General features: G+C 44.0%; 27 protein-coding genes. 26 read left to right on the top strand and 1 reads right to left on the bottom strand.

The genetic code is table 11. The features are described 5' to 3' along the window. Positions 1 to 31: 31 nt before the first annotated feature. From ftsY to J2736_RS19905, 14 genes are all read left to right on the top strand, one after another. Positions 32 to 1,021, top strand: coding sequence for a signal recognition particle-docking protein FtsY (gene ftsY, locus J2736_RS19970; protein ID WP_057315728.1), 990 nt, complete (start codon positions 32 to 34; stop codon positions 1,019 to 1,021). An 81-nt stretch (positions 1,022 to 1,102) separates the two neighbouring features. After that, complete coding sequence (locus J2736_RS19965; RefSeq protein WP_173108413.1) at positions 1,103 to 1,453, top strand: putative DNA-binding protein; 351 nt, start codon at positions 1,103 to 1,105, stop codon at positions 1,451 to 1,453. Between the two features lie 31 nt (positions 1,454 to 1,484). After that, positions 1,485 to 2,843: a signal recognition particle protein gene (gene ffh / locus J2736_RS19960; RefSeq protein ID WP_310500340.1), complete on the top strand. Its 1,359-nt coding sequence runs from the start codon at positions 1,485 to 1,487 to the stop codon at positions 2,841 to 2,843. 37 nt (positions 2,844 to 2,880) lie between these two features. Further along, on the top strand, positions 2,881 to 3,153 hold the full coding sequence (gene rpsP / locus J2736_RS19955) for a 30S ribosomal protein S16 (RefSeq protein ID WP_028558245.1): 273 nt from the start codon (positions 2,881 to 2,883) through the stop codon (positions 3,151 to 3,153). Between the two features lie 26 nt (positions 3,154 to 3,179). After that, complete coding sequence (locus tag J2736_RS19950; RefSeq protein WP_028558246.1) at positions 3,180 to 3,410, top strand: KH domain-containing protein; 231 nt, start codon at positions 3,180 to 3,182, stop codon at positions 3,408 to 3,410. A gap of 83 nt (positions 3,411 to 3,493) precedes the next feature. Beyond that, a complete protein-coding gene (rimM, locus tag J2736_RS19945) occupies positions 3,494 to 4,009 on the top strand; it encodes a ribosome maturation factor RimM (protein ID WP_310500339.1) in 516 nt (171 codons plus the stop codon). Further along, positions 4,006 to 4,770, top strand: coding sequence for a tRNA (guanosine(37)-N1)-methyltransferase TrmD (gene trmD / locus J2736_RS19940; protein WP_310500338.1), 765 nt, complete (start codon positions 4,006 to 4,008; stop codon positions 4,768 to 4,770). The genes rimM and trmD overlap by 4 nt, the downstream gene beginning before the upstream one ends. Before the next feature lie 162 nt (positions 4,771 to 4,932). Next, complete coding sequence (rplS, locus tag J2736_RS19935; protein WP_028558249.1) at positions 4,933 to 5,274, top strand: 50S ribosomal protein L19; 342 nt, start codon at positions 4,933 to 4,935, stop codon at positions 5,272 to 5,274. A gap of 101 nt (positions 5,275 to 5,375) precedes the next feature. Next, entirely contained in the window at positions 5,376 to 5,987 is a 612-nt protein-coding gene (lepB, locus tag J2736_RS19930; RefSeq protein WP_397341143.1) for a signal peptidase I, read from the top strand. 11 nt (positions 5,988 to 5,998) lie between these two features. After that, entirely contained in the window at positions 5,999 to 6,862 is an 864-nt protein-coding gene (gene ylqF / locus J2736_RS19925; RefSeq protein ID WP_310500337.1) for a ribosome biogenesis GTPase YlqF, read from the top strand. A gap of 135 nt (positions 6,863 to 6,997) precedes the next feature. After that, positions 6,998 to 7,645, top strand: a complete 648-nt coding sequence (locus J2736_RS19920) for a ribonuclease HII (RefSeq protein ID WP_310500336.1) — start codon at positions 6,998 to 7,000, stop codon at positions 7,643 to 7,645. Positions 7,646 to 7,719: 74 nt separating this feature from the next. Further along, positions 7,720 to 9,489, top strand: coding sequence for a hypothetical protein (locus J2736_RS19915; protein WP_310500335.1), 1,770 nt, complete (start codon positions 7,720 to 7,722; stop codon positions 9,487 to 9,489). Next, on the top strand, positions 9,486 to 9,806 hold the full coding sequence (locus J2736_RS19910; RefSeq protein ID WP_310500334.1) for an EscU/YscU/HrcU family type III secretion system export apparatus switch protein: 321 nt from the start codon (positions 9,486 to 9,488) through the stop codon (positions 9,804 to 9,806). The genes J2736_RS19915 and J2736_RS19910 overlap by 4 nt, the downstream gene beginning before the upstream one ends. Further along, the gene (locus tag J2736_RS19905) at positions 9,803 to 10,180 is read left to right on the top strand and encodes a YraN family protein (protein ID WP_310500333.1); all 378 of its coding nucleotides are present in this window, start codon (positions 9,803 to 9,805) and stop codon (positions 10,178 to 10,180) included. The genes J2736_RS19910 and J2736_RS19905 overlap by 4 nt, the downstream gene beginning before the upstream one ends. Positions 10,181 to 10,245: 65 nt before the next feature. On the opposite strand, the gene J2736_RS19900 is transcribed toward J2736_RS19905, so the two are convergent. Then, positions 10,246 to 11,817 (bottom strand): YifB family Mg chelatase-like AAA ATPase, encoded by a 1,572-nt coding sequence (locus tag J2736_RS19900; RefSeq protein WP_310500332.1) that lies wholly within the window; start codon positions 11,815 to 11,817, stop codon positions 10,246 to 10,248. Between the two features lie 194 nt (positions 11,818 to 12,011). Between J2736_RS19900 and J2736_RS19895 the strand changes: the two genes are divergently transcribed. The 12 genes from J2736_RS19895 to fliE all read left to right on the top strand — a co-directional run bounded on the left by J2736_RS19895 (position 12,012) and on the right by fliE (position 23,865). Beyond that, a complete protein-coding gene (locus J2736_RS19895; protein WP_310500331.1) occupies positions 12,012 to 12,269 on the top strand; it encodes a hypothetical protein in 258 nt (85 codons plus the stop codon). A gap of 283 nt (positions 12,270 to 12,552) precedes the next feature. Continuing rightward, positions 12,553 to 13,713 carry an ADP-forming succinate--CoA ligase subunit beta gene (sucC, locus tag J2736_RS19890; protein WP_065853920.1) on the top strand — a complete coding sequence of 387 codons (1,161 nt, stop codon included), beginning with the start codon at positions 12,553 to 12,555 and terminating at the stop codon, positions 13,711 to 13,713. Between the two features lie 47 nt (positions 13,714 to 13,760). Further along, positions 13,761 to 14,693, top strand: a complete 933-nt coding sequence (sucD, locus tag J2736_RS19885; protein WP_310500330.1) for a succinate--CoA ligase subunit alpha — start codon at positions 13,761 to 13,763, stop codon at positions 14,691 to 14,693. A 115-nt stretch (positions 14,694 to 14,808) separates the two neighbouring features. After that, positions 14,809 to 15,900 (top strand): DNA-processing protein DprA, encoded by a 1,092-nt coding sequence (dprA, locus tag J2736_RS19880; protein WP_310500329.1) that lies wholly within the window; start codon positions 14,809 to 14,811, stop codon positions 15,898 to 15,900. Between the two features lie 71 nt (positions 15,901 to 15,971). Beyond that, on the top strand, positions 15,972 to 18,080 hold the full coding sequence (topA, locus tag J2736_RS19875) for a type I DNA topoisomerase (protein WP_310500328.1): 2,109 nt from the start codon (positions 15,972 to 15,974) through the stop codon (positions 18,078 to 18,080). Between the two features lie 11 nt (positions 18,081 to 18,091). After that, positions 18,092 to 19,408, top strand: a complete 1,317-nt coding sequence (trmFO, locus tag J2736_RS19870; RefSeq protein WP_310500327.1) for an FADH(2)-oxidizing methylenetetrahydrofolate--tRNA-(uracil(54)-C(5))-methyltransferase TrmFO — start codon at positions 18,092 to 18,094, stop codon at positions 19,406 to 19,408. A gap of 196 nt (positions 19,409 to 19,604) precedes the next feature. Beyond that, the gene (gene hslV / locus J2736_RS19865; RefSeq protein ID WP_057315711.1) at positions 19,605 to 20,159 is read left to right on the top strand and encodes an ATP-dependent protease subunit HslV; all 555 of its coding nucleotides are present in this window, start codon (positions 19,605 to 19,607) and stop codon (positions 20,157 to 20,159) included. An 84-nt stretch (positions 20,160 to 20,243) separates the two neighbouring features. After that, positions 20,244 to 21,641 carry an ATP-dependent protease ATPase subunit HslU gene (gene hslU, locus J2736_RS19860; RefSeq protein ID WP_310500326.1) on the top strand — a complete coding sequence of 466 codons (1,398 nt, stop codon included), beginning with the start codon at positions 20,244 to 20,246 and terminating at the stop codon, positions 21,639 to 21,641. 36 nt (positions 21,642 to 21,677) lie between these two features. Next, positions 21,678 to 22,463, top strand: a complete 786-nt coding sequence (gene codY / locus J2736_RS19855) for a GTP-sensing pleiotropic transcriptional regulator CodY (RefSeq protein WP_056624907.1) — start codon at positions 21,678 to 21,680, stop codon at positions 22,461 to 22,463. Positions 22,464 to 22,681: 218 nt separating this feature from the next. Continuing rightward, positions 22,682 to 23,089: a flagellar basal body rod protein FlgB gene (gene flgB, locus J2736_RS19850; RefSeq protein WP_310500325.1), complete on the top strand. Its 408-nt coding sequence runs from the start codon at positions 22,682 to 22,684 to the stop codon at positions 23,087 to 23,089. Positions 23,090 to 23,095: 6 nt separating this feature from the next. Further along, positions 23,096 to 23,545, top strand: a complete 450-nt coding sequence (flgC, locus tag J2736_RS19845) for a flagellar basal body rod protein FlgC (protein ID WP_310500324.1) — start codon at positions 23,096 to 23,098, stop codon at positions 23,543 to 23,545. Between the two features lie 11 nt (positions 23,546 to 23,556). Further along, positions 23,557 to 23,865: a flagellar hook-basal body complex protein FliE gene (gene fliE, locus J2736_RS19840; protein ID WP_310500323.1), complete on the top strand. Its 309-nt coding sequence runs from the start codon at positions 23,557 to 23,559 to the stop codon at positions 23,863 to 23,865. The last annotated feature ends 2 nt before the right edge of the window (positions 23,866 to 23,867 follow it).

Genomic DNA, 23,867 nt, shown 5'->3' with positions numbered 1-23,867 from the left:
GTGAAATTATAGGAGTTAAACAGGAGGAACTATGAGCTTTTTTAAACGATTGAAAGAAAGTATTTCAGGTAAAGCTGAGGCAGTAACCAATAAATTTAAGGAAGGTTTAACGAAAACGCGCGATGCGTTCGTGAATCGTGTCGATGATTTATTTAGCCGCCGTAAGAAAATAGATGAAGATTTTTACGAGGAATTGGAAGAAATTCTAATTGGCGCCGACGTTGGCGTGAATACGGTTCTGAAATTGATTGATGAGCTTCGTGCTGAGGTTAAAAAACGTAAAATTGAAGATCCAGCTGAACTGCAACCGATTCTTTCGGAAAAACTAATTGAGTTGCTAAAAGGGGATGCGGATGCAGGACTGAACATCAATCCCAACGGTTTAACCGTAATCCTGTTCGTTGGCGTTAACGGTGTAGGGAAGACGACGACGATTGGTAAAATGGCTCACATGTTCAAATCGCAAGGGAAGAAGGTGTTGATGGCCGCAGGCGATACGTTTCGTGCTGGCGCCATTGAGCAGCTTGAAACTTGGGGTGAGCGCGTAGGTGTTGATGTGATTAAGCAACAATCTGGTGCAGACCCTGCCGCGGTGATGTATGATGCTGTACAAGCAGCCAAAACACGCGGTGTAGACATTCTCTTATGCGATACAGCGGGCCGATTGCAAAACAAAGTGAACTTGATGGAGGAGCTTAACAAAATCTATCGTGTGATTCAACGCGAAGTGCCGGATGCTCCCCACGAAGTTATTCTTGTTCTAGATGCAACAACAGGACAGAACGCGCTTAGCCAAGCGAAGCTTTTTGGTGATAAAACAGGTTTAACAGGCTTAGTACTGTCCAAATTGGATGGAACAGCTAAGGGTGGAATCGTTGTCGCCATCCGTCAAGAACTCTCTCTGCCCGTTAAATTTGTGGGGCTTGGTGAGAAAATGGATGATCTCCAAGCGTTCGATTCTGAGCAGTTTGTGCATGCGCTATTTGGTAAATGGATAGGTGAAAATACTGACAAGGTATAATGCTTGACAATCATCTTGGAATTCAGTATGATAGGTTCTGTTGTGCTGGTGTCAAGTGTGCAACCTTTACGGAGGTAGATTATGACTGTCGATCCTATGTTGGAGAAAACGAATCGCATTAACCTGCTGTTTGATTTCTATGAAGCATTGTTGACCGATAAACAGCGAACATTTCTTGAACTGTATTTCCATGATGATTACTCCCTCGGGGAGATTGCTGAGAACTTTACGATCAGCCGCCAAGCGGTCTATGAGCATATCAAACGTGCGGAATTGACACTGCAGGAATATGAGAGTAAGTTAAAGCTGTTACATAAGCATGAACAACGCATGAAGCTGCGTCAAGATTTAGATGTTGGATTGAGTGATTGTGATCCAGCGCTAAAGAGGAAAGTGACAGAGCTTTTTGATACAATAGTAGGCATGGATTAAAACCTTAGTTTAGAAGCAGGAGGTGAAGCGCATGGCATTTGAAGGATTAGCAAACCGATTGCAGAATGTGTTCGGCAAGCTGAGAAGCAAAGGTAAGCTGACGGAAGAAGATGTAGGCGAAGCGCTTCGCGAGGTACGATTGGCACTGCTTGAAGCGGACGTTAACTTTAAAGTTGTGAAAGATTTTATCGCGAAGGTGAAAGAGCAAGCGATCGGACAAGAAGTTCTGAAATCTTTTACGCCAGGCATGGTTGTTATCGATATCGTGAACAAAGAGCTTACAGCCCTTATGGGGGGTACACAAAGTAAGTTAGCGCGTTCGAATCGACCGCCAACGGTTATTATGATGGCTGGTTTGCAAGGGGCTGGTAAAACAACGACCTCAGGTAAATTAGCTAAAATGTTGATGAAACAGAACCACAGACCGCTTCTTGTTGCGTGTGATATTTATCGTCCTGCGGCGATTAAGCAGTTGGAAGTGCTCGGTGAACAACTGAAGGTTCCGGTTTTCTCACTTGGTGATAAAGTGAACCCTGTCGAGATTGCCAAAGCAGGTCTTCAACATGCGAAGGACAACGGCAATGACTATGTCATTATCGATACAGCAGGTCGCTTGCATATTGATGAAAACCTCATGGACGAGCTCAAGAAAGTTCGTGAAGCTACGAGTCCAGATGAGATTTTGTTAGTTGTCGATGCGATGACAGGGCAAGATGCAGTCAATGTTGCAGAAAGCTTCCATCAACAGCTTGAATTATCAGGCGTTGTGTTAACCAAACTAGATGGAGATACGCGCGGTGGTGCTGCGTTATCCGTCAAAGCGGTAACCGGTTGTCCGATCAAGTTCGTTGCTAGCGGCGAGAAAATGGATGCATTAGAGCCATTTTATCCTGACCGTATGGCATCAAGAATTCTCGGCATGGGCGATATGCTCTCCTTAATTGAAAAGGCGCAAGCTGGCATCGATATGGATAAGGCGAAAGAGATGGAGCGCAAAATGCGCAACGCCGAATTCACCTTCGAGGATTTCATTGAGCAGATGGAGCAAGTGAAGAAAATGGGGCCACTTGACCAGATTCTTGATATGCTGCCTGGTGCGAACAAGATTAAAGGTATGAAGGATATGAAGGTTGACGAAAAGCAAATGGCTCGTGTAGAAGCTATTGTGAAATCCATGACCACCGAAGAGAAGCGTAAGCCTGAGCTGCTGAATGCGAATCGTCGCAAACGGATTGCAGCGGGAAGCGGAAATACGGTGCAGGAAGTCAATCGTTTCATCAAGCAGTTCGATGATATGCGCAAAATGATGAAGCAATTCTCAGGCATGATGGGGCCAAAAGGTGCCAAAGGCATGAAGAAGTTAGGCAAGGGATTTAAATTTCCCTTTTAAATAATGGTGTTTATTCTAAGTAGGAGGTGATTTTTCAATGGCAGTACGTATTCGTCTTAAACGTGTAGGCGCTCATAAAGCTCCTTTCTACCGTGTGGTGGTTTCGGATTCCCGTTCCCCGCGTGATGGTCGTTTTATCGAAGAAATCGGTACTTATAATCCAATTGCTGAACCAGCAGCTGTGGTTCTTGATGAGGAAAAAGCGCTTAAATGGCTTCAAACTGGCGCTCAACCGTCCGATACAGTTCGCAGCCTGTTCTCAAAAGCAGGTTTGATGACTAAGTTTCACGAGCTGAAATTACAGAAGTAATCTGTTATCTTTCGGAGGGTGGGTTCATGAAGGATCTTATCACCGTTATTGCTAAGGCTCTTGTCGATCATCCGGAAGAGGTACGTGTCGCTGTGGTGGAGAAAGAGGACAAGATCGAGTACAGGCTTTCTGTTCATCCCGACGATGTCGGTAAAGTGATTGGCAAGCAAGGCAAGATTGCGAAATCGCTCCGTACAGTTGTCACGTCGGCAGCTGTGAAAGAAACGAAGCGGGTAGCCGTAGAAATCGTTTCATAAGAAATGAGGTTAGGATTCAATTCCTAGCCTTTTTTCGCATATAGAGATGAAGGTATTTTAATGTGGAGGTTGGGCAAGCACATATGACGGAGAAATTAGTGACGGTTGGGAAAGTCGTAAATAGCCACGGGATTCGTGGAGAGCTAAAAATCGTGCCTGAAACAGATTTTCCAGAGCGATTCGATGTAGGAAATTCATTAATCATTGTAGACTCTCAAAATAAGCAAACGCCGGTGACGGTGAAAACGTCCCGCTTACATAAGAATGTATTTATTGTCTTGTTCAGTCAATTCTCGAATATCAATGATGTTGAGAAATTTAAAGGCTCCCTGATTAAAATTGAGGCTAAGAATCAAAAGCCGCTCGAGGAGGGGGAGTATTACTATCGCGAAATCATCGGATGTAAAGTCGTTACAGAAGATGAGCAAGAGCTGGGGCTGATCTCTGAAATCCTAACGCCAGGAGCAAATGACGTCTGGGTAGTTTCTTTGCCTAAGGGTAAGCAGCTATTACTTCCTGTGATCGATGATGTCATTCTAAAAGTTGATATTCCTAATAAAACGATTCGGATTCATCTGATGGAAGGGTTACTGGAATGAAAATAGATGTCTTAACCTTGTTCCCTGAAATGTTTGAAGGTGTATTTTCTTCTAGTATTCTGGGGAAAGCACGTGATAAGGGAATCGTTTCACTGGGAACGGTTAATTTCCGTGAGTATTCCACGAACAAGCACAATACAGTTGATGATTACCCCTACGGTGGCGGCGGGGGCATGGTGCTGAAGCCAGAACCGATTTTTGGTGCCGTCGAAGCGTTGCCTACGCATCAAACCGCTGAAGGAGTGGATGTAAAGCCGCGTGTCATCTTGTTATGCCCACAAGGGGAGACCTTCACGCAGAAGAAAGCGGAAGAACTAGCTGGTGAAGAGCATCTTGTATTTATTTGTGGTCATTATGAGGGCTATGATGAACGGATTAGGCAGTACCTGGTGACGGACGAGCTCTCCGTTGGTGATTATGTACTAACCGGTGGTGAATTGCCCGCTATGGTCATTATAGACAGCGTAGTGAGGCTATTGCCTGGTGTGCTCGGGAACGAGATGTCTGCGGTGACGGATTCATTCTCAACGGGGCTTCTGGAGTATCCGCATTACACAAGACCTGCTAAGTTCAGAGAGTGGGAAGTACCAGAGATGCTGCTGTCAGGCCATCATGCCAATGTGAAGAAATGGCGGAATAAAGAATCGCTAATCCGCACGTTGGAGCGCCGGCCCGATTTACTTGAGGGGCGTGTTTTGTCCAAAGAGGAAAAGGTCTGGGCTGCTGAATGGAAAAAGCAGAAACAGGAACAAGAGAAATAAGTTCTCGGAGACTTCTCTATTGAATTAATTCTGGGACTATGATATTATATATTCTGTTGTGATTTTTTCAACAGTTCGAGTCTGGTGGTCCTCTACGCATAACAACTTAGATTTACTAACTATTAGCGGAATGAACACCTGTGTGGAAGGAGGGAGTCAACTATGAATCTTATTCAAGAGATTACGAAAGAGCAACTCCGTACGGATATTCCTAATTTCCGTCCAGGAGACACACTTAAAGTACACGTAAAAGTTATCGAGGGTACACGTGAGCGTATTCAGCTGTTCGAAGGTGTTGTTATCAAACGCCACGGCGGTGGAATCAGCGAAACGTTTACAGTTCGTAAAATTTCTTACGGTGTGGGTGTGGAAAGAACTTTCCCATTCCATTCTCCGAAGATTGACAAGATTGAAGTGGCTCGCCGTGGTAAAGTTCGTCGTGCGAAACTTTATTATCTGCGTGGTCTTCGCGGTAAAGCAGCAAGAATTAAAGAAATTCGATAGTAAAATGGGGGGCTTGTTCAGTCAAGTCTCCTTTTCATTTTTTCTGTACATAATAGGACATAATAGAGATCATACCAAAACTGGAAGAGAGGCCGTCAGTGATGGAACATAACGATCAAATGCAACCTAATCAGCCGATCAATGCTGCACCAGCAAAGACCGCGCAAACAAAAAGTGAAACGTGGGAATGGATTAAAGCGCTAGTAATTGCAGGAGTACTTGTTATTATTATTCGTTGGTTCCTCTTCTCCCCATTTATTGTTGATGGAGATTCGATGCATCCGAATTTCTTTACGGGTGAGCGATTGATCGTCAATAAAATTGTGTACGATATTCGTGATCCGAAGCGTGGCGAAGTCATCGTATTCCATGCGCCTGAGGGCAAGGATTATATTAAGCGTGTCATTGCACTTCCAGGAGAAACCGTGAAGGTTACAGGGGACAAGGTGTACATTAACGGAGAAGAATTGGCTCAACCGTATATTCAAGAAGCGATCGATCAAGCAGTGAAAGAAGGACATCCGTACAATACATTACTGGATTTCCCTGAAACGAAAGTCCCTGAGGGTGAGATTTTTGCCATTGGTGACAATCGACCAAATTCCAAAGATAGTCGTACGAAAAGTGTTGGTTTCGTACCTTACAATAAAATCGTAGGCCGCGCAGAAGTGATTTTCTGGCCGGTGAAGAAAATTAGTTTCATACATTTTTGAGGTGAAGAGAAATGACCATTCAATGGTTTCCCGGTCACATGACCAAGGCTCGCAGACAGATTGAAGAAAAGCTAAAACTGATTGACGTCGTGATTGAGCTCTTGGATGCCCGCATCCCGCTATCCAGCCGGAACCCGATGGTTGATGAGATTTTGAAAGGCAAGCCACGTCTCGTATTGCTTAACAAGAATGATCTTGCTGATCCACAAGTAACAGCTGAATGGGTGAAGTACTTTGCAGATCAAGGATTGCCTGCCTTGCCGATAGACGCTGCCAACGGAACGCACGTGAAAGAGATTTTGCCTCGAGTCAAACAGCTCTGGGCTCATAAAATTGAGACGATGCTCCGTAAAGGGATCAACCCCCGGGCAATTAGAGCGCTCATAGTAGGGATCCCGAACGTAGGGAAATCCACTTTGATTAACCAGTTGGCTGGTAAGAAAATCGCTGCAACTGGGGATAAGCCTGGTGTGACGAAAGGCCAGCAATGGATAAAGGTTGGCACTGAAATGGATCTGCTGGATACGCCAGGGATTTTGTGGCCTAAATTCGAAGACCAGATGGTTGGCATGCGTTTGGCTGCAACTGGAGCCATCAAGGAAGAGCTTCTGCATTTAGATGATGTCGCTTTGTTTACCATTAAATATATGGTTCAGCATTATGGTGCTGGCATTCAAGAACGGTTCGGTGTTCAAGAGCTGCCAGATGATATGGATAATATTCAGGAAATGGTTAAAGTCATGGAGGCGATCGGGCGTAAGCGCGGTGCCATAGTAAGTGGGGGCAAGGTGGATCTGGATAAAGCTTCCCTCATTATTATTCGTGATCTCAGAGCAGGTAAAATGGGCCGAATTTCCTTGGAAAGACCATTTTAATACGTTGAATCAGGAAGAACCTGAGGCATAGCCTTGGGTCTTTCTTTTTTTTGGAGAAAAAGGAAGAAATAAATGGGTGTGGCTTGAAGAAGTGTCGATCCTATATAATGAAGGCATGGAAAAGGGGCGAGACACGTGCTAGATTACGAGAAAGACCTATGGGACCAAGGTTTCACGGCGATAGCAGGTATTGATGAGGTTGGTCGAGGATGTCTCTTTGGGGATGTAGTGGCGGCAGCTGTCATTCTCCCAATGGGACATGTGCTTGAGGGGATCAATGACTCTAAGAAATTATCAGAAAAGAAGCGAGAAGTGCTTTATGATCAGATTATGGAAGAAGCGATTTCGGTTGGGATTGGCATTGTAGATGTCGACGGCATTGAGGCTTTTAATATCAAACAAGCTTCAAGACTTGCGATGAAACAAGCTGTTGAAAAATTAGCTTTAAAGCCTGACTATTTACTCGTAGACGCAGAGAATGTGGCGATAGACCTACCTCAACAAGCCATTATACATGGAGATGCATTAAGCCAATCCATCGCAGCAGCTTCCATTATTGCTAAAGTGACGAGAGATCGTAAGTGTGTGGAATGGGATGAGTTATATCCAACTTACGGAATCGCTGTACATAAGGGATATGCGACGAAACACCATAGAGAGATGCTTTTGAAATACGGACCTACACCGCTACATAGGAAATTATTTATTCGCAAAATTATGGCTCAGCTTGAAGCGCAAGAGAACGAAGTGCACAGCGAACAGCTATTATTCGACTTTATCTAAACATTAAGATGTAACGAAAAAGGCATCTGAGGCCGATAATATACATACGTGTAATCAGATTTGAGGTGACCTGTTTGAATATTAGTGGATTAATTCGAAATTTGGTTGGGGATTTAACAGCAACTGATCCAAAGATTCTCGAATTAAAGGTTGGACAAATTATTAAAGGTGTCGTGCTTCAGCTCCTTAGTGATCAGGAAGCACTACTTAATATAGGCGGCACGCAAGTGCGTGCCAAATTGGAAACACCTCTTAAACAAGGTGACGTTACGATGCTGCAGGTTCAGCCAGAATCAAAAGCCGGACAAATCATACTGAAGCCACTTGTTGCTTCTGATGTATGGATTGCTGATGATTCATTAGGAGATCTGCTTAAAGCCTTTGATGTAAAGAATACAGCAAGCAATCGTCAAATGGTTCAGCAATTACAGCAGGAAGGTATTCCTGTATCGAAGGAAAATGTAAAAGCATTTGAGGTTGTGATGAGTCAAATGCCGCAGGGTACGAATAAAGAAGAGTGGCTGCAAGCGGCTATACTTGCTTCGAAGAAGGGGTTACCGCTTACTCCGACGACCGTGGATGCACTTAAGCAAGTAACGAGCGGCCCTCCGGCGGGCCAGGTGTTAGAGAAGCTCGAGCAGCAAGCGACTGCGCTGCTTGAGCAAGACCCGACACACCCTGCGGCGGATACCGCCAAGCAGGTTGTGTCGCTGCTCAAAGAGCTGCGCGCTACGGCCGCAGCTGTACGTCCTGCGGAGCCGGCTGCGCCAGCCTCCGCATCGGACGAGCCTGCGGCTGCGCCGCCGCAGGCCCCTAGCACACCAGCAGCTGCGCAGGCTGGTGGCACTACCGCGGCTGCGCAGCGTGGCAGCGTGCCTGCGGCCGCTGCAGGGAGCCCCGTGCCCGCCGCGCCAGCAGCGGGCGAAGAACCTGTGGCGCCGGCTGCTGGCGCGGCGCCTGTCAAGCCAGGCGAACCGCTGCAAGCGGGTTCGCCAGCGCCTGTGCCAGCCCTCCCTGCGAAGCAGGAGGGTGGGCTGGCCCCTCGAGAGGCGCAAGTTAGTGCGCCTCTCGAGAATGCTGATCCAGAGACAAACTGGATCAGCAAGATGCTCAAGGCTGTTGGCATTGAGCATGAATCGCAAGTTGCCGCCAAGCTGGACGAGCGTGGCGTTCCAATGCCTGCACGCCAACAGGCCGCTGCGGATATGTTTGTGCAGAATGGGGTCAACACGTTTGATCAAAAAGGAGAAGCGGGAAAACCAGCAACTGCAGAGACACTGAAAAGCTTATTACTTCAGCTCACAACATCTGCTGATACGCCAGCGCCACTGAAAGAAGCTGCCCAGCAAGCAGTCAGTCAAATTACAGGGCAGCAGTTAATGCTGACGAATGACAAGAACGCTATGTTTACGCAAATGACCATGTTCGTTCCCTTCCTGGACAATTCGGGTCAGCAAACAGCAGCCATTCATATTCAATCCCGCAAAGGCAGTCGTGGCGAAGTAGATGCGAGCAATTGTAGGCTTTTATTTGATTTACAAATGAAGGTGATGGGAAATACGTTATTGGATGTTCATGTTGTGAACAAAATTGTTTCATTGAACATTCACAATGACCATCCAGCTCTAGCTGAATTAATGGAAGCGTCGAAGGAAGAAATTGCAGCAGCTATGAATGGTGTGGGGTATCAGTTTATCTCATTAAAATGTTCGCCATATCCCAAGCCGCTTGACATGCAAGAAGGTAAAGAAGACGCGACGAAACTAGGCTCCTTAGATGGACGCGTAGATTTAAGGGAGCTGTATCAACCTAGAACCTACAAAGGGGTTGATGTTCGCGCATGAGCCCTCCTAATAATAAGCCTGACGAAACCAAGTTTACTCCAATAAAGAAAGCGGTAGCGCTTCGCTATTCACCAGAAGCACAGAAAGCCCCAACCCTAGTTGCCAAAGGGAAAGGGCACATAGCTGAAGCTATTTTGCAAAAAGCAAAAGACAGTGGCATTCCTATTCAAGAAGATAAATCGCTCGTAGAGGTGCTGTCTAAGCTTGATCTAGATCAAGAAATACCGCCAGAGCTTTATCAATTAGTAGCGGAAGTGCTTAGTTTTATTTATCGATCCGATCAACGGATGAGACCCTCGCGAGGCATGGATGAATGAGCAAGTTACATAAAGATGATCGTAAAATGCTGGGCAAACAAGGTGAAGAGCTGGCTTTCAATTATCTCGTACGGCAGGAGTATCGGATTATCGAGCGGAACTGGCGCTGTCGTTCGGGCGAGATCGATATCATTGCAGAGAAGTCGAACAAGCTCATTTTTGTTGAGGTACGAACGAGACGTCCTTCTAATCGTTTCGGAACAGCCGTAGAATCCGTGAACTTCCGCAAGCAGGCAAAGGTTCGTGAGATCGCACAATTTTACATGCATCGCTTTCACAAATATGAGCAATCCATTCAATTCGACGTTATCACAGTTGAAATGTCGGATAGTGACCCGGATCCGAGAATCATACATATACAAGAAGCCTTTTGATAATCATGTAAACCATGATTCGTCAAAGGGCTTTTCATGTTCAGTAATGTCACCATAAAGGGAACCTATATCACGATCTCATCCATGCGCTGGTTTTTATCTAAATTTCGATATTGGATGGCTTCCGCAAGATGGGAAGGGAGAATGAGATCACAGCCGTCTAGATCTGAAATCGTAAGTGCAAGTCTCAAAATTCGATCGTGTGCGCGTGCACTTAATCCCAATGCCTCGAATGAATTACGCAACAGTTGTTCTCCTTCAGGCGTTAATCGACAAATTTCTCGCATTAATCTACCACTTAACTCATTGTTATGCTGGATATCTGTTCCAGCGTAACGTTGTTGCTGTCTGATATGAGCCTGCATCACCTGATTTCGCATTTCGCCAGATGATAGATTTGCAGCATTGTCTTTGAGTTGGGCGTAGCTAGGTTTTGGGACTTCAACATGGAGATCGATTCGATCAAGCAGAGGACCGGAAATTTTGGAGCGATATTGGACGATTTTGGAGGGACTGCAGATGCAAGCATTAGCTTCTGTTTCAGCTCCATAATAGCCGCAGGGGCAAGGATTCATAGCAGCGGCCAAAATAAAATGAGAAGGAAACGTATACACTGCCCTTGCTCTTGCAATCATGACATAGCGATCTTCGAGTGGTTGTCTGAGCACTTCAAGGGCGTTTCGTGTGAACTCTGGCAGCTCATCCAGAAAAAGAATCCCTCGATGAGACAAACTCACCTCACCAGGTTTGGGAATGGTTCCTCCGCCAACTAGGCCGGCAGCTGAGATAGAGTGGTGGGGGGCGCGGAACGATCTTGCTCGCATCAGTGTGGAACGGTCAGTTAACTTACCGGATGCACTGTAAATCTTCGTAACCTCAAGAGCTTCCCGGTCAGTTAAAGGAGGAAGAATGGTAGGCAGTCGTTTGATAAGCATCGTTTTTCCAGTACCTGGAGGACCAAGAAGCAGGATATTATGCATGCCTGCGGCAGCGATCATCATGGCTCGCTTTACCTGATGCTGTCCATTAACGTCGGCATAATCTTCAACATAACCAGGGAAGTTATTGAAGGTGTTGGGAAAGGCGTTGGTGTCATGGTCTTCATTTTGATAAATAAATTCGTCAATAGAACATGTGTTCGATTTCTTGAGGTCAGAGAGATTCGTTAGCACACAAACCTCTACTCCCTCAATAAGGGTAGCTTCTTGCGCATTCGCCATTGATAGGAATACACGCTTAATCCCAGCCTTTTTAGCAGCATGAACCATAGAAAGGACCCCAGGAATAGGGCGAAGAGAGCCGTCTAGCGCCAGTTCACCTAGAAATAATGTGGTTGCATAGCTTTCAACATGCACTTGGCCTGTCGTGATGAGAATACCAACAGCAATCGCAAGATCGAAAGATGACCCTTCCTTTCGCAAGTCAGCCGGAGCGAGATTCACCGTAATCCGGTCCATAGGGAAGGTGAAACCACCATTTTTAATTGATGAACGTACGCGTTCCACGGATTCACGAATCGCAGAGTCGGGTAACCCTACCAGATTTATTTGAGGTAAGCCACTTGAAATATCGACCTCTACTTCGATCGTTCGTCCTTCAATCCCTTGTAAACAAGCGCTCATGACTTTGCCATACATAAAAAAACACCTTCTTCTCCATAGAATTCACAGTCGCAAGAACTGAGTTCGATTGGGATAAAAGGTGCTTCCTTATTGATCCTATTTATTACTTTTATTATAATCGCAAATGGTAAATTTAAGCAAATCGTGTCGAGAGATATTTACGTTTTAAAAATGTTCGACATGCACATACTGGAAGATGAGGTGATGATATGCAGGAAAAACCATATTTTTGTCCCAATTGTCGGTCAAATCGTATTAAATTTAACGTTATTACGAGCTATTCGCAGTCATTTCTGAAAGATGCACTGTCCGGGGATATTACCGAATTCCATGATCCAGGTGTCATACCTGAGCCAGAGCCAACCATTCAGTGTTTAATTTGCAACTTCTCTGCGAATGAAATGCGGTTTATTAAACAAGCAGAGCGTGAACCACGGGTCAATATGCCACCAACTTCGTTTTTTTAGCTAAGTTGAAGTTCGACGTATTTTTCAGATAATGGAAAATACGTTTTTTTATTTTGTGAAGTGATAGGGAAAGTTTTTCACTGTGAAAGGAAAATTTGAAGGGCTTCATGAAAAAAATAAAGAAACTGTCGAAAATAATGTGTTACAATGGTTAGGGCTTGCGAAGAAGTGTGATACTAATTCCGGTAGCAAGATATATTCTCGTGCACAACGTCAATTGGAAATTACACTTTTCCCTGTATAGCACGTATAGAAAGTCCATACTGATAGGAGGATTTAGGAAATGAATATCCATGAGTACCAAGGCAAAGAAGTCCTGAGACAGTACGGAGTCAGCGTTCCTAACGGAAAGGTTGCTTTTACAGTTGACGAGGCTGTTGAAGCAGCAAAAGAGCTTGGAACATCCGTTGTCGTAGTAAAAGCGCAAATTCATGCCGGAGGTCGCGGTAAAGCGGGTGGCGTTAAGGTAGCCAAAAGCCTCGATGAAGTTCGTACATATGCTAGCGAAATTCTAGGTAAAGTACTTGTCACTCACCAAACAGGTCCAGAAGGTAAAGAAGTTAAACGCCTTTTGATCGAAGAGGGCTGTGACATTAAGAAAGAATACTACGTAGGTGTTGTTGTTGACCGTGCAACAGGTAGCGTTGTATTAATGGCTTCCGAAGAGGGCGGTACGGAGATTGAAGAAGTAGCTGAGCACTCTCCAGAGAAAATTTTCAAAGAAGTGGTTGACCCAGCAATCGGTCTTCAATCCTTCCAAGCACGTAGACTTGCTTATGCTATCAACATCCCGAATGAACTTGTAAACAAAGCAGTTAAGTTCATGCTTGCTCTTTACAAAGCATTCGTTGAGAAAGACGCTTCCATTGCAGAAATCAACCCATTGGTTGTTACTGGTTCTGGTGACGTTATGGCACTTGATGCGAAATTAAACTTCGATTCTAACGCTCTTTTCCGTCATAAAGACATCGTTGAACTTCGTGACCTTGAAGAAGAAGATGCAAAAGAAATCGAAGCTTCCAAATATGACCTTAGCTACATCGCACTTGATGGCAACATCGGTTGTATGGTTAACGGCGCTGGACTTGCTATGGCCACTATGGACATTATCAAGCACTACGGCGGAGACCCTGCTAACTTCCTAGACGTAGGGGGCGGTGCTACGAAAGAGAAAGTTACTGAAGCTTTCAAAATCATCCTTTCTGACGAGCAAGTTAAAGGGATTTTTGTTAACATTTTCGGTGGTATTATGCGTTGTGACGTTATCGCTGAGGGCGTTATCGCTGCAGCTAGAGAGCTAGGACTTTCCCGTCCGCTTGTTGTACGTCTTGAAGGTACGAACGTTGAGCTGGGTAAAAAGCTTCTTAACGAATCCGGCTTGAACATCGTTGCTGCTGATTCCATGGCTGACGGTGCGCAAAAAATCGTTGCACTAGTAAAGTAATAAACCAGAGCGGTTTTAATAATAGATAAGGATGTGAACAATCGATCATGAGTATTTTGGTCAATAAAGATACAAAAGTCATTACTCAAGGGATTACCGGCGCTACGGGTTTGTTTCATACCAAAGGCGGTCTTGATTACGGCACGCAAATGGTGGGTGGCGTAACTCCTGGTAAAGGCGGCACTACTGTAGATATTACGTTGGAAAATGGCGAGCTTGTTAAGTTGCCTGTTTTCAACACAGTTGTAGAAGCGAAAAAAGCAACAGGTGCAACAGCATCCGTTATTTATGTACCACCAGCATTTGCTGCAGAATCCATCATCGAAGCGATTGAAGCTGAGCTTGAATTGGTTATCTGTATCACAGAAGGTATTCCTGTCCTTGACATGGTACGCGTTAAGCGTTACCTAGAAGGTAAGAATACGGTTCTTATCGGACCAAACTGCCCGGGTGTAATCACACCAGGTGAGTGCAAAATCGGTATTATGCCAGGCTACATCCATACACCAGGACACGTAGGTGTTGTTTCTCGCTCTGGAACATTGACTTACGAGGCTGTTCATCAATTGACAACTCGTGGAATTGGACAATCTTCCGCAGTTGGTATCGGTGGAGACCCTGTTAAAGGATCCGAGTTTATCGACATCCTCAAACGTTTTAACGAAGATCCAGATACGTACGCAGTTATCATGATTGGTGAAATCGGCGGAACGGCTGAAGAAGAAGCAGCGGAGTGGGTAGCGGCGAACATGACGAAACCTGTCGTTGGTTTTATCGGTGGTAAAACGGCGCCTCCAGGAAAACGTATGGGCCATGCTGGTGCCATCATTTCCGGTGGTAAAGGTACAGCTGCAGAGAAAGTTGCAACAATGGAAAGATGTGGCATCCGCGTAGCGGCTACACCATCCGAAATGGGTTCAACTCTTGTTAGCGTACTTGAAGAAAAAGGTATGCTTGATAAAGTTATCACTAAAAAATAAGCTTCGTTTCACGAAGGTAAGCAACCTTCCATTTCCCTTAATTGGGAATTGGGAGGTTTTTTTATTTCTATTTAGATGCATAGATTTGTCATTCATGGAAGGAGTGTATATACTAATGGATAATCGCAACTGTTTAATTGGCTTGCACGAGCTTGAGGGAGTTGGGTGGAAAACTATACACCAGCTTTTAAATCGATTTTCTGAGCCTCGTGCATTAATTGGACGATCTGCAAGTGAAATTGCTTCTTGTGGAATACGTTCGGCTATCGCAGAACTAATTGCGACACGATTAACCCCTGACTTTATTGAACAAAAGCTACACTTATATAGAAGTCAATCCATTCGAGTAATGACTCTTTACGATGAGGATTATCCGTTGAACCTAAAGGAGATTGCTCAGCCACCTTGGGTGCTATATGTGAAAGGTGATCCGTCATATTTAAACGGTCGATTACTTGGGATTGTAGGAACGCGAACGCCAACGCTTTATGGGAAGAAAATCGCTGAAGAGTGGGCAGCTTCACTTTCCAGAGCAGGTTTTGGTATCGTCAGTGGATTAGCGAGAGGCATAGATAGCAAAGCTCATATAGGGGCACTTCAAGGTAAGGCGAAGACAGTAGCAGTGCTTGGATGTGCGATTAATGTGATCTATCCACGAGAAAATGCGCTGTTATATCGCAATATCGAGCAGCAAGGCGTCATTATTTCAGAATACCCAATTGGCACCAGCATGCACCCGGGCATGTTTCCGCAGCGGAATCGTATTATTGCTGGATTATCCATGGGAGTTACCGTTGTTGAGGCTGCGAAAGATAGCGGGTCACTGATCACAGTTGAGTTTGCATTAGATGCTTCACGTGATGTTTTTGCCGTTCCAGGGCCAATACACTCACGCCAAAGCAGTGGTGTACACAAACTTTTGAAGGATGGCGCGAAATTAGTCACGTGCGTGGAGGAAATTGTCGAAGAGTATAAACACATGATCAATGTGGATGAAATAAATGTAGCCTTACAGCATAAACCGAGCTTCGAACTCACTGATGATGAAATCGAAATTGTTCGAAAGTTGACAGATGAACCAATCTCAATAGACACTTTATTAGAAGACAGTCAATTTACGTTTGGACATTTGCATGCAGTTCTGTTATCTTTGGTATTGAAAAAGGCGATTAAACAGCTTCCGGGTTCAACTTACATTCGAGCATAGGCTAATCACGAAGTTTTGCTTCTCGCCAAGTAAACTTTACCTTGAAACCAAGAGGGGAGGAAGGACGAACCATGGCAGATTCGTTAGTCATTGTTGAGTCACCAGCAAAAGCCAAAACCATCGGCAAATATTTAGGCAGTAAGTTCATCGTAAAAGCCTCGATGGGTCATATTCGCGACCTTCCGAAAAGCCAAATTGGCGTAGAAGTCGACCGTAACTTTGAGCCTAAATACATAACGATTCGTGGAAAGGGTTCGATCCTTAAAGAACTCAAAGACGCAAGTAAAAAAGTAAAAAAAATATATCTAGCGGCGGATCCGGATCGCGAAGGGGAAGCCATTGCATGGCATTTAGCACACTACCTCGATGTTGGTCCAGAAGAGCTTTGTCGTGTTGTCTTTAATGAGATAACGAAGGAAGCGGTTAAGGATGCATTTAAAACGCCTCGCCGGATCAATCAAGATTTAGTGAATGCTCAGCAGGCGCGCCGAATACTAGATCGACTTGTTGGTTACAAAATCAGTCCGTTACTTTGGAAAAAAGTGAAGAAAGGACTGTCAGCAGGTCGTGTACAATCCGTCGCGGTGAAATTGATTCAAGACCGGGAAAATGAAATAAAAGCTTTTGAACCAGAAGAGTACTGGTCAATTACAGCCGTTCTTGATGCAGGCAAAACCGTATTTGAAGCTAAGTATCATAGTCATAATGGTGAGAAAAAAGAACTGAATTCGCAACAAGATGTTGATTTGATACTTGCTGCAATGGGTAACGATCCGTTTACAGTAAAAGAAGTGAAAGAGAAAGAGCGCCAGCGTAATCCTTCCCCTCCTTTTATTACAAGCTCCTTGCAACAAGAGGCAGCGCGAAAACTTAATTTTCGTGCATCCAAGACCATGTCAGTGGCGCAGCAATTATATGAAGGTATTGATTTGGGTAAGGAAGGTACCGTTGGTTTAATTACGTATATGCGTACGGATTCTACGCGGATTTCTCCAATTGCCCAAGAAGAAGCCAAAGACTTTATTATGACGAAATATGGACCAACTTTTTATCCTGAGACACCTCGTCAATATTTGAAGAAAAATGCGAATGCACAAGATGCGCACGAGGGAATTCGACCAACTTCCGTACTTCGTGAACCTGATCAAATGAAAGCGTTCTTGAGTAAAGATCAGTACCGATTGTACAAGCTAGTGTGGGATCGCTTTGTTGCAAGCCAAATGGCGTCCGCGATCTTGGATACGATGACGATTGATTTAAACGCAGGAGAGACCATATTTAGAGCGAACGGATCCAAGATGAAATTCGCTGGGTTCATGAAAGTGTACGTAGAAAGCAATGATGACGGAACGACAGAAGAAGATAAATTGCTGCCTCCTCTGTCCAAAGGAGATTCATTGCCGAAACAAAGTGTGGAGCCGAGGCAACACTTTACGCAACCACCACCAAGGTATACGGAAGCACGTTTAGTTCGTGCACTTGAGGAAATGGGAATCGGGCGTCCAAGTACTTACGCTCCTACATTAGAAACGATCCAGAAACGTGGTTACGTGGCGATCGAAGAGAAGAAATTCGTACCAACGGAACTAGGCGAGCTTGTTATCCAATTAATGCAAGAGTTTTTCCCGGAAATTCTAGATATCGAGTTTACCGCTCATATGGAAGAAGAGTTGGACTTTGTCGAAGAAGGGAAAGAGGATTGGGTAAGAGTTCTGGATAGCTTCTATACTTCCTTTGAAAAGCGATTAGAATTTGCTGAAGAAGAAATGAAAGAAATTGAGATTCAAGATGAAGTTTCTGATGAGATTTGTGAAAAATGTGGCAAACATCTCGTCTATAAAATGGGACGTTTTGGTAAATTCCTTGCATGCTCCGGTTTCCCGGATTGTCGGAATACGAAACCCATCATTAAAGACATCGGTGTTACTTGCCCGACTTGTCACACTGGGAAAATTGTAGAACGTAGAAGTAAAAAGGGGCGCGTATTCTACGGTTGTGATCAATATCCAACCTGCGATTTCGTTTCTTGGGATAAACCCGTCAATCGGCCATGCCCTGTTTGCAGTTCTATGATGATAGAGAAGCGGAGCAAAAATGGCGTTATGATACAATGTACACAATGTGATCATAAGGAAGAGGCAGTTGAAGATTCCGATCACACAGATGATATGAAAGATTGAGGTGTCTGATTTTGCCAGAAAATCAAAGAGTAACAGTCATCGGCGCAGGATTGGCAGGCAGTGAAGCTGCGTGGCAAATAGCCCGTCAAGGCGTGCCTGTTACTTTATATGAAATGCGTAATAAACGAAAAACGCCAGCTCACATCACGGATCAATTTGCTGAGCTTGTCTGTAGTAACTCACTACGCTCTAACGGTTTAACGAATGCAGTTGGTGTTCTAAAAGAAGAAATGAGACGAATGGACTCTCTTATTCTAGCTTGCGCTGACGAGCATGCAGTGCCTGCTGGGGGCGCCTTAGCGGTTGATCGCGACGGATTTTCACAATCAGTGACGAATACGTTGCGCAATCACCCCTTAATTGAGGTGCGCAATGAAGAGCTTCAGACGCTTCCTGAGGGTATTACGGTTGTGGCTACAGGGCCTCTAACTTCTCCTGATTTAGCAGCGGAGCTAAAAGCATTAATGGGCGAAGAGTATCTGTACTTCTATGATGCTGCTGCACCTATTGTAGAGAAAGACTCCATCGATATGAATAAGGTATATTTGGCTTCACGTTATGATAAAGGAGAAGCCGCTTATCTGAATTGTCCGATGACGGAGGAAGAATTCAATGTATTCTACGAGGCACTAATTACTGCTGAAGTCGCAGAATTAAAGGAATTCGAGAAAGAAATTTATTTCGAAGGCTGTATGCCTTTGGAAGTTATGGCGAAACGCGGCAAACAGACGGTGCTATTCGGACCGATGAAGCCAGTAGGTTTAATTAACCCGCATACGGGTAAAATGCCTCATGCTGTTGTACAGCTTCGTCAAGATAATGCTGCAGGTACTTTGTATAATTTAGTAGGTTTCCAAACGCATTTAAAATGGGGGGAACAGAAGCGTGTGCTTCAGCTGATCCCTGGTCTAGAACAAGCGGAATTCGTTCGCTATGGGGTTATGCATCGCAATACATTCATTAACTCGCCTAAGCTGCTTGAACCAACTTATCAATACAAACGTCGCGAGAATCTTTTCTTTGCAGGTCAAATGACTGGCGTAGAGGGGTATGTAGAATCGGCTGCCTCTGGTTTGATAGCTGGTCTTAATGCTGGTCGAATGGCAAAAGGTGAAGCTTGCATAGTCTTGCCGGCTGAAACGACCTTAGGCAGCATGGCACAGTACATCACGACAGCGGATTCCAAGCATTTCCAACCGATGAATGCGAACTTTGGATTGCTTCCTGCATTACCAGAGCGGATTCGTAACAAAAAGGAAAAATATGAAATGCTCGCCAATCGTGCATTGGAGAGTATTCAGAATTTTGTGAAAACAGTTGTTGAATAAGTTGTAATCGGATGATCCGGTATGTTACTATAAATTAATGTTTTATTGCATTTTTCATTGGTTTGATCATACATTTACCTCTAGATGCGGTCTTCTTAACTTTCAGACCTCGCTAGAGGTTTCTCTCATTTTTGCGACTCAAAGGCATGGTGAGATCTTCATAACGGGTACGATACTTATAGAGGGGTGAATTGAAATGGAACCCAATCAAGCTACGTTTCATGCGACAACGATATTTGCGATCCGTCATCAAGGTAAGGGAGCTATTGCTGGCGACGGTCAAGTGACATTTGGCAATAGTATGATCATGAAAAGCACGGCCAAAAAAGTACGGCGTTTACATAGAGGGAAAGTCATTGCTGGTTTTGCTGGTTCCGTAGCTGATGCGATCACACTGTTTGAAAAGTTTGAAGGAAAGCTGGAAGAACATCATGGTAACCTTCAGCGGGCTGCTGTAGAACTGACCAAAGATTGGCGCCAAGATCGTGTCTTACGAAGACTTGAAGCTATGATGATTGTCATGGATGCTTCTGGATTACTACTGCTTTCAGGCAATGGAGAAGTCATTGAACCCGATGATGGCATTTTGGCTATTGGTTCAGGTGGGAGTTTTGCTTTATCAGCAGGTAGAGCACTTCATCGGCATGCACCTCAGCTAAGTGCGAAGGAAATTGCTCACGCGGCTTTGACGACAGCTGCTGAAATATGTGTGTTTACCAACCATAATATTATTGTAGAAGAAATTGAATAGACTAGGACGTTTGTTTCTAAGTTAATGAGCACGCGCTCATCATTGATCAATTGGCTTTAGCCTACATTTAAGGGGGGACCACATATGGCAAACAGCTCTCTAACACCTAAACAAATTGTCCATGAATTAGATCGATACATTGTGGGTCAAAAGAAAGCGAAGAAATCCGTTGCTATTGCTTTGAGAAATCGTTACCGGAGAAATCTAGTCGATGAAAGCATGAGAGATGAAATTGTTCCCAAAAACATCCTTATGATTGGACCAACTGGAGTGGGCAAGACAGAAATCGCACGCAGACTTGCGAAGTTGGTTGGAGCCCCTTTTATTAAAGTGGAGGCAACGAAATTCACCGAAGTAGGCTATGTGGGACGTGATGTCGAATCCATGGTACGTGACTTGGTTGAAACGGCTGTTCGTATGGTCAAAGCTGAACGTATGGAGAAGGTCAAGGATCGTGCAGAGAAGCTTGCTAATGAGCGATTAGTTTCTTTATTAGCGCCAAGTCCAACTCGCGCGAAAACGCAGCGTAACCCGCTTGAGATGTTGTTTGGCGGGCAAAATAAAGATGAGCAAGAAGAGACGCCGCCTGATTCTAATCTGGCTTCTAAAAGAGCTCAAGTCGCCGAGCAATTATCCAATGGTAAATTAGAAAATGATCATGTCGAAATTGAAGTAGAAGACACTGCGCCTTCTATGTTAGATATGTTAGGTGGTCAAGGCAACGAGCAAGCAGGCATGAATATGCAAGAAATGTTCGGTAGTCTCCTGCCCAAAAAGACAAAAAAACGCAGATTACTTGTGAAAGAAGCGAGAAAAGTTCTAACACAAGAAGAAGCTCAGAAATTAATTGATATGGATGACGTGATCCAGGAATCAATTAACCGTGCGGAGCAAAGTGGCATTATTTTTATCGATGAGATTGATAAAATAGCAAGTAACAGCCGCGGTGGAAGCGGGCCGGATATTTCGCGCGAAGGTGTTCAAAGAGATATTTTGCCAATTGTTGAAGGTTCTACGGTTGTGACGAAGTATGGCCCTGTCAAAACTGACTATGTCTTATTCATTGGCGCCGGAGCTTTCCATATTGCTAAACCTTCGGATCTCATTCCAGAGTTGCAAGGCAGATTCCCCATTCGAGTGGAACTAAGCGATTTAACGTTAGAAGACTTTGTGTCGATATTGACGGAGCCTAAAAATGCTTTGACTAAACAATATACAGCTTTATTGCAAACAGAAGGTATAACTGTTGAGTTTGCGGAGGAAGCTATTCATGAAATCGCTCGTATTGCTGTAGAAGTTAATCAACAAACAGAAAACATCGGAGCTCGTCGTTTACATACAATTTTAGAAAAATTGTTGGAAGATCTATCCTATGAAGCACCGGAAATCACATTAGAGTCTATTGTTATAAATCCGGCTTATGTACGCGAGAAGCTGAGCAGCATTGTTCAGAATCGAGATTTAAGTCAGTATATTTTATAAGAACCAAGCAGGTTGCAGTTAGTAGGAGGCAGTTACATGAGTTTATTAAATAAAACAAGAAGGCTGAATCGATTACTCCAAAAAGAAGCGGGTAATGCGGTTAGCTTTATGGATATGGCAGAAGTTCTTCGAGATGTAGTTATTGCAAATATTTACGTTGTGAGCCGTAAGGGGAAAATCTTAGGTTATGCGGTAACAAATGATCCTGTTTCGCCTGAAATGAATCAAACGATTCTAATTGAACGCAGATTTCCTATTGAATCGAATAATTTGTTACTTAAAATTGAGGAGACTTCCTCCACATCGGAGCCTGATAGCCCGTATTTCTATTACACGGATCAAATGAAAGATATGTTTCCTGCTACTCATACGACTTTAGTGCCTATCATTGGCGGGGGAGATCGGTTAGGGACATTAATCTTGAGTCGAAGCGAAGGGCACTTTATTGATGATGATTTGGTGCTGGCTGAATATGGTTCAACCGTAATTGCAATGGAGATATTAAGAGAACGTGCGGAAGAAATTGAAGAAGAAGCCCGCAGTAAAGCAGTTGTTCAAGTTGCTATTGGCTCATTATCTTTCAGTGAGATGGAAGCTGTCGAACATATTTTCGAAGAGCTAGATGGTAAAGAAGGCTTGTTAGTGGCGAGTAAAATTGCTGATCGAGTAGGTATAACGCGTTCAGTTATTGTAAATGCCCTACGTAAACTTGAAAGTGCTGGCGTCATTGAAACGCGATCACTTGGTATGAAAGGCACTTATATCCGTATTCTAAATGAACAATTAATGCAGAGCATTGAACAGATGAAGTCTAAGTTATAAAAATAGGAAGGCCCTATCTTGTAAAAAGATAGGGCTTTTTTCTTATTGTAACTTAACCTAATATCTTAGATGATAGAGTTATCAGTCAAAGGTTTACATTTTTCTACATATAGAACTATTTTGTATCGGGAAATGAGAATAATGTCGAAATAAAAAGGATTAAATTCTCACGATGTTGAAGTAGTATCTGATTATTTTAGAGTGAAGGGGAATCGTTTATGTCTTTATTAGACAAGCCTAGTTGGAATATGATGGAGCGATCGCTGGATGCATCGACGCTAAGACAAAAAGTGGTAGCGAATAACATTGCCAATGTGGATACTCCTAACTTTAAACGTTCCGATGTTGCATTTGAAGAACTCTTACAAGGACAAATGAATGCGGGTACCCCCTCAATAGATGGTTTTCGAACAGACCCAAGGCATTTTGTTATTGGAAAATCAACAAAATTACCAAATGCTGAGATTAAATCAGATAATTCGACAGCAATTAACACCAACCTTAACAATGTAGATATGGATTACGAAATGGCATTGATGGCAAAAAATCAACTGAAATACAACACGATGATTCAGCAGATGAACAGCGACTTCAAAAAAATTCGAGCGGTCATTGGAGGCAGGTAATAAACGATGAGACTTACAAACGGATTTGACATCAGTGCATCTGCATTGACTGCACAACGGCTTCGTATGGATGTAGTGTCATCCAATATCGCCAATGCGGATACAACGCGAGCAAGGTTTGTGGATGGTAAATGGGTGCCGTATACGAGGAAGTTAGTTTCATTCGAGACGAAATCGCAGCCGAGTTTCGCTCAAAAACTAAATTCAGCAATGGCAGATGGCACGGGCGAAGGGGTGCGAGTGAATAAAATTTTTGAAGATAACTCGCCATTAAAACAAGTATATAACCCTTCACATCCAGATGCGGATTCGAATGGATTTGTTTATATGCCAAACGTTGACATTGCCAAAGAGATGGTCGACATGATCTCGGCAACGCGTTCATATGAAGCCAATGTTACGGCATTAAATGCGAGTAAATCGATGATTAGCAAAGCACTGGAAATCGGTAGATAGGAGGTTGCAGGATGATTGATAAAATTAATTATAGTCCGTTAAATATAATGAGTTCCGTTACTCCGAAGGATAATACGGGTGAGGGTGCGGATGATCTTGGCAAGAAATTTGGTTCATTCCTGAATGATGCCATGACTAATCTAACTGTTCAACAAAAGCAAGTCGATCAATTGAACGAAAGCTTCATTAAAGGAGAACTTTCAGATGTTCATCAATTGACAATTGCCTCTGAGAAAGCTTCATTAGGGCTCGAACTTACCGTTCAAGTCAGAAATAAAGTGCTTGAGGCGTACCAAGAAATCATGAGAATGCAGCTGTAGTA

It is taken from the genome of Paenibacillus qinlingensis (assembly GCF_031455095.1).
Classification (GTDB): Bacteria; Bacillota; Bacilli; order Paenibacillales; family NBRC-103111; genus Paenibacillus_E; species Paenibacillus_E qinlingensis_A.
Note: the sequence above shows the minus strand (reverse complement) of the source record. Positions and strands in the feature narration are given on the sequence as shown.

Bases quoted from the DNA above. Each gene is read 5' to 3' on its own strand.
- ftsY (WP_057315728.1), top strand. From the start codon at position 32: ATGAGCTTTTTTAAACGATTGAAAGAAAGTATTTCAGGTAAAGCTGAG.
- J2736_RS19965 (WP_173108413.1), top strand. From the start codon at position 1,103: ATGACTGTCGATCCTATGTTGGAGAAAACGAATCGCATTAACCTGCTG.
- ffh (WP_310500340.1), top strand. From the start codon at position 1,485: ATGGCATTTGAAGGATTAGCAAACCGATTGCAGAATGTGTTCGGCAAG.
- rpsP (WP_028558245.1), top strand. From the start codon at position 2,881: ATGGCAGTACGTATTCGTCTTAAACGTGTAGGCGCTCATAAAGCTCCT.
- J2736_RS19950 (WP_028558246.1), top strand. From the start codon at position 3,180: ATGAAGGATCTTATCACCGTTATTGCTAAGGCTCTTGTCGATCATCCG.
- rimM (WP_310500339.1), top strand. From the start codon at position 3,494: ATGACGGAGAAATTAGTGACGGTTGGGAAAGTCGTAAATAGCCACGGG.
- trmD (WP_310500338.1), top strand. From the start codon at position 4,006: ATGAAAATAGATGTCTTAACCTTGTTCCCTGAAATGTTTGAAGGTGTA.
- rplS (WP_028558249.1), top strand. From the start codon at position 4,933: ATGAATCTTATTCAAGAGATTACGAAAGAGCAACTCCGTACGGATATT.
- lepB (WP_397341143.1), top strand. From the start codon at position 5,376: ATGGAACATAACGATCAAATGCAACCTAATCAGCCGATCAATGCTGCA.
- ylqF (WP_310500337.1), top strand. From the start codon at position 5,999: ATGACCATTCAATGGTTTCCCGGTCACATGACCAAGGCTCGCAGACAG.
- J2736_RS19910 (WP_310500334.1), top strand. From the start codon at position 9,486: ATGAGCCCTCCTAATAATAAGCCTGACGAAACCAAGTTTACTCCAATA.
- J2736_RS19905 (WP_310500333.1), top strand. From the start codon at position 9,803: ATGAGCAAGTTACATAAAGATGATCGTAAAATGCTGGGCAAACAAGGT.
- J2736_RS19900 (WP_310500332.1), bottom strand. From the start codon at position 11,817: ATGTATGGCAAAGTCATGAGCGCTTGTTTACAAGGGATTGAAGGACGA.
- J2736_RS19895 (WP_310500331.1), top strand. From the start codon at position 12,012: ATGCAGGAAAAACCATATTTTTGTCCCAATTGTCGGTCAAATCGTATT.
- sucC (WP_065853920.1), top strand. From the start codon at position 12,553: ATGAATATCCATGAGTACCAAGGCAAAGAAGTCCTGAGACAGTACGGA.
- sucD (WP_310500330.1), top strand. From the start codon at position 13,761: ATGAGTATTTTGGTCAATAAAGATACAAAAGTCATTACTCAAGGGATT.
- dprA (WP_310500329.1), top strand. From the start codon at position 14,809: ATGGATAATCGCAACTGTTTAATTGGCTTGCACGAGCTTGAGGGAGTT.
- topA (WP_310500328.1), top strand. From the start codon at position 15,972: ATGGCAGATTCGTTAGTCATTGTTGAGTCACCAGCAAAAGCCAAAACC.
- hslV (WP_057315711.1), top strand. From the start codon at position 19,605: ATGGAACCCAATCAAGCTACGTTTCATGCGACAACGATATTTGCGATC.
- hslU (WP_310500326.1), top strand. From the start codon at position 20,244: ATGGCAAACAGCTCTCTAACACCTAAACAAATTGTCCATGAATTAGAT.
- codY (WP_056624907.1), top strand. From the start codon at position 21,678: ATGAGTTTATTAAATAAAACAAGAAGGCTGAATCGATTACTCCAAAAA.
- flgB (WP_310500325.1), top strand. From the start codon at position 22,682: ATGTCTTTATTAGACAAGCCTAGTTGGAATATGATGGAGCGATCGCTG.
- flgC (WP_310500324.1), top strand. From the start codon at position 23,096: ATGAGACTTACAAACGGATTTGACATCAGTGCATCTGCATTGACTGCA.
- fliE (WP_310500323.1), top strand. From the start codon at position 23,557: ATGATTGATAAAATTAATTATAGTCCGTTAAATATAATGAGTTCCGTT.